The organism is Ruegeria sp. D3, from assembly GCF_056534465.1.
This window is the reverse complement of the sequence record NZ_JBQFPK010000030.1, coordinates 1-9,278: the sequence shown is the minus strand read 5'-3', so window position 1 is coordinate 9,278 and position 9,278 is coordinate 1. Positions and strand designations below refer to the sequence as shown.

The window sequence follows — 9,278 nt, the reverse complement described above, 5'->3', positions numbered from 1 at the left end:
AGGCCTTGGTATTGCCGGTGGGGTAAAGCTGAGCGAGAACCTCTACGCCGTTGCCAGCGTATCAGACGCAAACGCCGACCCGTCCGATCCAGACTTTGATGTGTTTAGCGACGGCAATCTCTTCAAATCACTCGAACTTGGTTACACCTCCGGCTTTGATCGCATCTACTTCGACAATATCCATCTGACCCTCTGGCATGCGGATGCGGCTGACGATGGCAGTCGAGCGGAAGATTACGGCGCGGCGTTTTCCGCAGCATGGTTTGTTGACAACAAGTGGATGCCGTTCTTTCGGGCTGGGGCCTCAAAGGGGACCGCAGCGCTTTATGACCGGTCCGTCTCTGCAGGTCTGGGCTACTATGGTCGCAATACCGATTTGGCCGGGCTGGGCCTGAACTGGGCCGAGGCAAGAGGCATAGACGGTGACCAATTCACGCTCGAAGCATTCTACCGGTTTTCAATCTCGCCCGGGTTGCAGATCACGCCATCACTGCAGTTCATTTCCAACCCGCTGCTGAACCCCACTCAGGACAACATCACACTGTTCGGCCTCAGAACCCGGATCGTTTTCTGAGGGGGTCTCATGCGGTGGCAAAACAAAACAGCTGAGGAGGCTCTGTTATGAGGACCCTGTTGGCCGCAAGCGCCATAGCGATCACTTTTGGTTGCGCACTACACGCGAGCGAGGAAAGCAAGACATGGGCGGCGTCAGAAGAGGCGAAGCAGTTTGTTCAGGACACAATTGTCATTGGCATGTTGGCCAGCCCCTATGGCACCGGTTGGACCGAAGACGAGCAGCTTCACACTTACTTCGCACGTGCCCGGGACAACGGCATTACGGGACACGAGATGACGCTGGCCGCTGCGGATATGTCTTTCGATACCTTTCTTGATCAGCATTACCACTTTCGCGCTGCCATGGCCCAGCAACCGGAAAACTACCTCATCGTGAATGAAACCCGCGATATTGAGGCTGCCCATATACAGGGAAAAACGGCGGTCATTTGGAACAGCCAAACGGCCACGATTCTGGACGGCGATCTAAGGAAGATGGCAGTGCTCAAGGATATGGGGGTCAAAAGCATGATCCTTGCTTACAATGACATTTTCCGCACTGGTTCTGGGCAGTTAGCGGCCTATAACGGCCGCGACATTGGTCTGACGCCTTGGGGGAAGTCAGTCATCGATGAAATGGTACGGTTCGGCATCCTGCTCGACCTAAGTCACACGGGTTCAAAAACGGCCAACGACGCCATGGACTACATGGATGAAAACTATCCCGGCGTGCCATATGTCTATACGCACTCTGTCCCAGCTGGGCTTTATGCGAATGAACCTAACGCCACGCCACGCGGTTGTTATCGGGCCATTCCCGACGACGAAGCATTACGTGCGGCCAAATCAGGTGGTTACATTTCTCCGACCTTCACCGAATGGATGATGGACGGTGTTTGGCCTGAGGATATCTCGCCCGAGCAAGCTGCTGATATGATCGACTACTATGTCCAGCTTGTGGGGGTCGACCATGTTGGGATCGCAACCGATGATATGTTCTCGCTCGAACTGGTCGTACAGTTCGCAACTGCAAACGCGAGCATGTACGACGACGGCGGCTACATGATCGATGCGTTCAACAAAGGGGCCACTGGCAACGGTGAACTTGCCAAAATTCTTGCGGCGATTACCGATGACCTTTGGGCGAGGGGTTATTCCAATGAGGACCTTGCGAAGATTTATGGCGGTAACAAGATGCGAGTTTATGCGCAAGTTTGGGAGGGCAAACCACCCGAACTATTCCTGAAAGAGTACCCCGAGCGTCTGCGCCTAAGGCAAGAACTACGTGATGGGTTTTATTCGCGTTGGATTATTGCGAGCTTACTGGAACAAGACAGATGACGTCCCGCACGGGCGAGGTTTACGTCCCGCCCTTTGCTAGGTTGTCCCGCATCCAATGTGGTTGAAGATTGCAGTAGTGGCAGAGTTCGATGAGGTGTTCCAAAGACCGGGCAGCCGAAAGAGGCATAATTTGGTCCACCTCCCATTGACCATACCGATACCATGACATGCCGTCCAAGAACTGGACCTCAAGGTGTTGTTTTAAGGTTTCCAGAGATCAACCGACCACCTCGGATGGGCAGGCCGCTGCTTTAGTGCTTGACGAGACCGGTTCTGCACAGACCGATACATACGACATGATGGATCAACTGCTCGTCTTTTCCGATCTCGCTCCGCCGTTTTCTCTGCATTATACACATTGGCAGTTGCTGACGTACCGCTCAGCCATGTGCCCAAACTTACAAGGACGCCCTGTCCAGAAACGCGAAAGGCCGCGCAGGGCGGCCTCTCTACGAGTTGGGAACGTCTGTTCCGAAGTCATGCCAAGGACAGCCCGGTCCTACGGCTGGCGACAGACACTCGTTAAGGGAAACCGTTGAAATACAGTGCTTAATGCGACAGCCGTGTGGTGCCGGACTGGAGTCTTGAGATCGATGAGATACTGGATGCGGACCAGGAACGAAAAAATTCTCAGAAGTTTAAGTATGGCTACGCGTTGACAGTTCATAAAGCCCAAGGCAGCCAGTGAGGCCACGTGATCATAGAGGACGAAAGTCACATCTTCGACAAATATGCGAGGAATTGGCTCCATACCGCTGTTACACGGGCTTCTGAATGCGTGACCTTGGTTACACGCCTCCAGAAGCGTTTCCACCTTGAAGGCAACATTTGGCAGGCACTTTCTACCCAATGAAGAAGTTCCCTAACGCTATATCCATGCGAGCATTGAACCTCAAAATCTCGTTGGCGCCAGAACGCATCCCCTTCGCATCCAAAGGCCGTTTCCAGGACTTCGCTTATACCAGAGAGGCGGAAAGCTGACTTTCTTTGCGGGCGCAAATAGTAGGAGCTATCGAGGTGATAGCTGACATTTAGTCTATGCCATGACAACCAAATTAGTTGGATTACCTGAAGGGCGTGCATTGTCGAGATTTCGTGGCATCCGTTAGAATGCGATCAGGAGGGTCCTATGCAGCGCCGACTCGCCGCGATCATGGCTGCCGATGTCGTTGGGTATTCGTCGTTGATGGGAAGCGACGAGGCAGGGGTATTGTCCGCCCTCAAAACTCTGCGTTCAGAGATTTTTGATCCCGCAATTACAAAAAGCCACGGGCGCCTCGTCAAGTTAATGGGGGATGGTGCTCTTGTGGAATTCACTTCGGTGGTCGATGCCGTAGCTTGTGGCGTCGAGATACAGCGGGCAATGACTGAGGCTGCTCCGACACTTGCCAACGGGTCGCGGTTGCAGCTTCGGATCGGAATAAACCTCGGTGATGTCATGATCGCTGATGGGGACCTCTATGGTGACGGGGTGAATGTTGCCTCCCGCATTGAAAGTCTGGCTGACCCAGGCGGTGTCGCAGTTTCTGAGAGTGTCGCACAGCAGGCAGCGGGCAAGGTGGATGCCGGATTTGAGGATCTGGGTCTGAAAAACCTGAAAAACATCGCTAAACCGGTTCGGGTTTTCCGTGTAATAACCGACAGTGCGCCCATATCCAAATGGCGATCAAACAAACTTCCATTGATGGCCGGTGCATCGGTTTTAGTAGGTCTGGGCGTTATGAGCGTGTTAACGTGGTGGATCGGCTTTGATCACGAGCCGCTTGATGCCATGACCTTTGATGAAGCTGCTTTGTTGACAGATCCAGCAGGTCCGACCGTTGCGGTTCTGCCGTTTCAAAACCTCAGCAATACGGACGCCCGCGATTTATTGGCTGTTGGCATTGGCGAAGACATCATCGTTGAGCTAGGGAGCTACCAGGACCTCAATGTACTCTCCCGCCAATCCACCCATTCCGTCGGACCGGACGAAAGTGACCTGCGCAGTATCCGGCAGAAGTTCGGCGCGGAATATGTGCTGGAAGGTTCTGTCCGCCAGGTTGCAGACCGCCTGCGCGTGACAGCGCGACTGATAGACACAACTTCGGAGTTTCAGGTCTGGTCGGGGGCGTATGACGAAAGCCTCACGACTTCAAATATTCTGGACGTTCAGCTGAACATAACCGAAAAAGTGGCCTCGGCTGTGGGTGACGCGGGCGGAGCAATCAAGCGTATTCACGCAGGTCATGCGCGTGCTAAACCTCCGGAACATCTCTCGTCTTATGAATGTTCCCTGCTGCGCGTTGGTTTTCTGAACCGACGAGATATGCAAGAGCGCGTCCGCGGCTGTATCCTGCGGGTTGTCGAAGACGAACCCGAGTATTGGCGCGGGTGGGCGCAATTGGCCGAGGCACTGCTGACGGATGTGAAGCTGTTTACCGGGCTGTATCCAGGAACACAGGATGAGAAAATCCAACGCGCAGAAGAGGCAGCGCGGAACGCAGTGTCGCTGAATCCGTATTCTGCGCGCGCTCACTTCCTTTTGGCGCTTGTGTTACAGATACAGCGCGATCTTGACGGGTTCTTTTCGTCCGCCGAAACAGCGCTTGCATTGGGGACAGATCGGTATCTGCAAGGGCAGATCGGCTATGAGTTCATTTGGTCCGGGCGTCTGGAATTGGGCGCCGCTCTTGTTGAGAATGCAATTGCGCTTGATCCAAATGCAGCAGACCCAAATTGGTATCAGGCGCTGGCCGAGTATCATTTCCTGAACGGAGATTATGAAACAGCGCTGAGCACCTATCGCAAGGGGGCTCAGCCGGACATTTGGTGGTCGGTGTCCATCGAGGTTGCGATACTGGCTGAACTGGGTCCGTACGAGGCCGCCATTTCCGCGCGGGACAAGCTAAACAAAATTCGTCCGGGTATAAAAATTGCTGACATTGTCTGGATGTATCGGCGCTTTGCGCGCCCCGACGAACACATCCAGCCTTTCGTGGAAGCCTACAGAGCTGTTGACATGCCCGAAGGTCAGTTTGCCCCGCTTCAGGATAGTGCAGGCTAACCGATAGGGGGCGGTAAGGCATAGGGTAGCGCCAAGTCTGGCACCAATTGTTATTCGGGCACGCCCGCCTTTTGCAAGCTTGCCAGCCAGATCCGCCGGTTTTCGGGGTGGTTTTTTGATCCCGCGAATTGCCTGCGCATCGCTGAGATTGACAGTCTGGGGTTGATCTCAAGCGCATCATTAACGGCCTCTTGAGCCTCGTCTTGTTTGCCCATCTCGGCAAGAGTTGCCGCGCTTAACAGGTGATGAAACAGTCGCCAAGTATTGCTTGTTGCCACCGCGCCTAACTGCCGGGCTGCGTCCAGCGCTTCTTCGTAGCGTCCCAGATGAAACAAGATGTGACCCTGGTAGAAGTACATGTTTTGCAACATCGGATCGCGCGGGCTTAACCGGATCGCCATCTCTATCTCGGGCAGGGCGCGGTCCTGCATGCGGAACCAGTCATAGGTATGTGCCAATTCCAGCCGTATACGCGCATCATTGGGGTTTAGCGCGACAGCGCGTTCGAGATTTGCGATGGCTGGATCGGCCTCTCCTGTAAAGCGGTAGATATAGCCAAGAGCTGCATGTGCCTGTGCGTCCTGATCGTCCAGTTCAATTGCTCTCTTGGCCGCCTCAGTAGCGGCAATCAACGTGTCCTGAGGAGTATCTGACCATTGAAAGAAGAATATCGTTCCCAGCGCGCGGGCCAACAGGCTGTGTGCTGCCGCGAATTCCGGATCCGCTGCGATGGCGGACTGTGCAAACGTCACCGCGTCTTGCTGAGCCTCTTGCGAAAACACGGCCTGCCGCGCCCGACCGCGCAAATACAGATCCCATGCACCCATGTCTTCGGTCGGTTTTTCCTGCGACCGTGCTTCGCCGGACTGATATATCTCAGGCAACAACTGGCCCACGATGGCCCGGCTGATCTCGTCTTGAACCTCAAAGACATCCGTTACCTGACGATCAAAAACCTCAGCCCAGATGGTTTGGGCGCTGTCGACATCAATAAGTTCTCCGCTGACGCGCATCTGACCATCGGCGCGGCGGACGCTGCCGCGGACCACATAACCAACCCCAAGGTCGCGCGCGATTTCGATCGGGGTTGCGTGATCCTTCGCGTAAGAGAACATCGTTGCGCTGGACACAACGAACAGCTCCCGGTTGCGCGACAGATGCGCGATCAGGTCGTCGGTGAGACCATCGACGAAATACTGACCCGTTCTTTCGTCCCCGATGTTGTCAAACTGCACAATGGCCAAAGAGGGTTTTCCGGTGCCAGGCAATCGCTGCCGGTCGGCAAATATGGAGAGCGACAGCATGGCGACTGCCAAAGCGAACAGCACACCCGCAACAAAAACGCCACGTTTGGGCGCCTGGGCAATGCGCTCAGGCGGGTCGTCCGATGCAACCGGGGCCACAAATTGGAACCCGCGCTTTGGAAAGGTCTTGATGTAGTCCGAGCTTGCAGCAGTGTCGCCCAAGGCCTTGCGCACGGACCGAATGCGCGTGTTCAGGGCCGCATCGGTGATCGCAGCCCCGCCCCAAATCTCGTCAACGATCTCTTGCTTGCTAACAATCCTGTCTCGGTTCCTGACAAGAAATTCCAGCAATTGAAGGGCCTGAGGTTCCAGAGCAACTGGTTCGCCACAGCGATTCAGCCCCTGTTTCGGATCAAGTTGGAACTCCAAGAAACGATACATACTGCAACCTACACTCTGCCATGTCATTGGCTCAACGAAGATTGCGGATTGTCAGAGGAATGTCAGAAAAAATCAGGTTCCGATCAAGCCCGGCGCGTTCGCCCGGCGTAGCGTTTTCGGGGGTTAGCGCTCCGTAACGTTATCTAAAGCAAAAAAGGAGACATGATATGGCACAACTAAAAACACTTTGCATGGCTGCCGCCTTCGCTCTGGCGGGAAGCATGGCATTCGCTGAAACGGATCTTGATGCTGCATTGAACAACGGTGCCGAGCGCCTCAATGCCGATCAGATCGCAGAGCTTTTAATCGGAAATACTGTGACAGCTACGTCGGGAGAGAAGCGATTTCGCTTTTTCTATGACCCGAACAATGTCGTGAGCGGAGAGCTTGTGAACGGTGGATGGAGCGGTGCCGGCGCATTTGCCATCACCGATACAGACAAGGTTTGCGTTTCCATGGCCGCCGACAAGGGGCGCTATCGCTGCATGACAGTGCTGCGCGTCGGGGACTCAGTCCAGAAGTTCAGCGCCGATGGAAAGAAAACTTTCGAGCTGCACAGCTTTGAACCGTCTACTAGTCTCTGAGTTTCGGTTTCAAACTGGTTCTAACTCTGTACCTGCCATTTTTCTGGTTAAGGAGAAATCGCAGGCGCGAACCCAGCGGTCCTGTTCTCCATGCGCGGTGAATGGTCGATTTTTTGGGCTGCCTCGCAGCATCATTAGCCATGCCCAACGGCAGCAAAGGGCCGGGGTTACTGGCATGCGTTCCTCGTATCGTTGCAGTGTTTACTCAGTCGGCCGCGACTTCCTTACTGTACTCCCAGGAATTAGCCGAAACCCGACATCAGTCGTGGACTTGGCTGGTTCGCCGTTGATTTGGGCCAGAACCATTTCCGCTGCAATCTGGCCAATTTTCAGATGGGGCACCGCAATTGACGTCAGCCGATAAGGTTGTATCGCTGAAATCGGTAAATCGCCCCATCCGGCGATGCCAATGTCATCCGGAACGCTTAATCCGATTTTCTGGGCGTAATGCAGTCCACCAATCGCCATGTTGTCGTTCTGATAGAAAATGACCTTGATATCGCGGTGGGACGCAAGCAGCTGCTCGGTGCCGTAAAATCCGGTATAAAAGCCTGGCGTGTCCTTCAGCAGCAATTGTTTTTCGAGACGCCCGTTTGCATCTTCGATGGCTTTGGAGAAGCCGTTTAGACGTGCGGTTGCCGCGTTTGCCACGTCATGAGAGGTGCCGACATAGCCGAATTTCTGGTAGTTCATCCCGGCCAAATAGCGACCCATACTATAACCGCTGTCGAAATGGTTAAGTCCGACGCACATATCCAAAGGGCTGGAATTGAAGTCCCAGATTTCTACCAACGGGATACCCGCGCCGCGTAGCATTTGGATCGCCTTCTGACTATGCGAGCGGCCCGTGATAATCAGACCGGCAGGTTGCCAGGACAGCACGGTCTCGATCCATTTTTCTTCGTGATCGATTTCATGCTCGGTTAGGCCCAATACAGTCTGGTGTCCGAACGCGCCGAGTTTACGGTCGATACCCTCCAGAACCTGCGCGAAGATTTCGTTGCCCAGTTCAGGGATGCTGACCCCGACAAAAGTGGACTTTTTGTCACCCGCGAAAACCGTCGCTAGCCGATTCGGCAGGTAGCCCAACCTATCCACTTCAGCCATAACCTTGGCGCGTGTTTTTTCCGAAAACCCACCCTCGTCGCGCAAGACTCGGCTGGCCGTCATCTTGGACACACCCGCAGCTTTCGCTACCTCGGCAAGGCTTACTTTATTGTTTTTATTTGATTTATCAGTGTCGCTGCTCATTTACGTTACGGGTAACTCTTTTTTATTGACAATGGGCGGGTCTGTGCGAATGCTAGCGTAACGTTACGGGTAACTCAATACGATGTTGAGGAGCATCAGGGTGACCCAAGTCCAGGAGGAGACAGCCGTGCCCGGCACTGCACAAAACAATCTGTTCTTTGACGGGATAAAGAAGCATTTCGGAGGCACCTATGCGCTGCGCGACGTGTCACTGAATGTCGAACGCGGCGAGATTGTTGCCCTGCTGGGAGAAAACGGAGCCGGGAAATCGACCCTCATCAAAATCCTCGGCGGAATTCACAAAGCGGATGAGGGACGCGTTCTGATCAACGGTGAGCCCTACGAACATCATCCAGGTGGGTTCGGCGAGCGTCAGTCCGTGGCGTTTATCCATCAGGATCTCGGCATGATCGAATGGATGACCGTGGCCGAGAACATTGCGCTTGCTCTGGGCTATTCGCGAAAGGGCGGTTTGATCAATTGGAAATCTGTGGAGAGCTTTGCACAGGACGCGCTGGACAAGGTGGGATGTGAATTCGATCCGACCACGCGGGTTCAGGACTTGTCGCGGACCGAGAAGTCTCTGGTCGCGATTGCTCGCGCTTTGGCCGTAGATTGTGACTATCTGGTGCTGGATGAACCAACCGCATCCCTACCTGCGGACGAGGTCGAACGACTGTTCGAAGCCCTCCGCCCGTTGAAGGAACAAGGTGTCGGTATGATCTATGTATGTCCGTTGTCAGGGATTTTGGGACAGATGGCTGCCTGAGCTAAGAGAGGATCTGGCGCATCTGGTTGGTTTGATTATGCGGCGGATTT

The 9,278-nt window shown here is 54.4% G+C and carries 7 protein-coding genes; 5 read left to right on the top strand and 2 right to left on the bottom strand.

Annotated features, from left to right (window positions below):
* The 3 genes from ACR0DX_RS22460 to ACR0DX_RS22450 form a co-directional block, all read left to right on the top strand.
* Window positions 1–574, top strand: a 574-nt coding sequence (locus ACR0DX_RS22460) for a carbohydrate porin (protein WP_480847490.1), incomplete at its 5' end; no start/stop codon positions are given.
* 47 nt (window positions 575–621) lie between these two features.
* Complete coding sequence (locus ACR0DX_RS22455) at window positions 622–1,896, top strand: membrane dipeptidase (protein ID WP_480847488.1); 1,275 nt, start codon at window positions 622–624, stop codon at window positions 1,894–1,896.
* Window positions 1,897–3,025: 1,129 nt separating this feature from the next.
* Complete coding sequence (locus ACR0DX_RS22450) at window positions 3,026–4,939, top strand: adenylate/guanylate cyclase domain-containing protein (RefSeq protein WP_170356577.1); 1,914 nt, start codon at window positions 3,026–3,028, stop codon at window positions 4,937–4,939.
* Window positions 4,940–4,989: 50 nt separating this feature from the next.
* Here the strand turns inward: ACR0DX_RS22450 and ACR0DX_RS22445 are convergent, their stop codons facing one another.
* Window positions 4,990–6,624, bottom strand: a complete 1,635-nt coding sequence (locus ACR0DX_RS22445; protein ID WP_170356576.1) for a winged helix-turn-helix domain-containing protein — start codon at window positions 6,622–6,624, stop codon at window positions 4,990–4,992.
* A 167-nt stretch (window positions 6,625–6,791) separates the two neighbouring features.
* Here ACR0DX_RS22445 and ACR0DX_RS22440 point away from each other — a divergent pair, with 167 nt between their 5' ends.
* Window positions 6,792–7,208 carry a hypothetical protein gene (locus ACR0DX_RS22440; protein ID WP_170356575.1) on the top strand — a complete coding sequence of 139 codons (417 nt, stop codon included), beginning with the start codon at window positions 6,792–6,794 and terminating at the stop codon, window positions 7,206–7,208.
* A gap of 201 nt (window positions 7,209–7,409) precedes the next feature.
* Here the strand turns inward: ACR0DX_RS22440 and ACR0DX_RS22435 are convergent, their stop codons facing one another.
* Window positions 7,410–8,459, bottom strand: a complete 1,050-nt coding sequence (locus ACR0DX_RS22435; protein WP_170356574.1) for a LacI family DNA-binding transcriptional regulator — start codon at window positions 8,457–8,459, stop codon at window positions 7,410–7,412.
* Window positions 8,460–8,559: 100 nt separating this feature from the next.
* Here ACR0DX_RS22435 and ACR0DX_RS22430 point away from each other — a divergent pair, with 100 nt between their 5' ends.
* Window positions 8,560–9,228 carry an ATP-binding cassette domain-containing protein gene (locus ACR0DX_RS22430; protein ID WP_480847485.1) on the top strand — a complete coding sequence of 223 codons (669 nt, stop codon included), beginning with the start codon at window positions 8,560–8,562 and terminating at the stop codon, window positions 9,226–9,228.
* The last annotated feature ends 50 nt before the right edge of the window (window positions 9,229–9,278 follow it).

What these genes read in the sequence shown, in the direction of transcription:
- ACR0DX_RS22440 (WP_170356575.1), top strand. Translation starts at nt 6,792, where the DNA reads ATGGCACAACTAAAAACACTTTGCATGGCTGCCGCCTTCGCTCTGGCG.
- ACR0DX_RS22455 (WP_480847488.1), top strand. Translation starts at nt 622, where the DNA reads ATGAGGACCCTGTTGGCCGCAAGCGCCATAGCGATCACTTTTGGTTGC.
- ACR0DX_RS22435 (WP_170356574.1), bottom strand. Translation starts at nt 8,459, where the DNA reads ATGAGCAGCGACACTGATAAATCAAATAAAAACAATAAAGTAAGCCTT.
- ACR0DX_RS22445 (WP_170356576.1), bottom strand. Translation starts at nt 6,624, where the DNA reads ATGTATCGTTTCTTGGAGTTCCAACTTGATCCGAAACAGGGGCTGAAT.
- ACR0DX_RS22450 (WP_170356577.1), top strand. Translation starts at nt 3,026, where the DNA reads ATGCAGCGCCGACTCGCCGCGATCATGGCTGCCGATGTCGTTGGGTAT.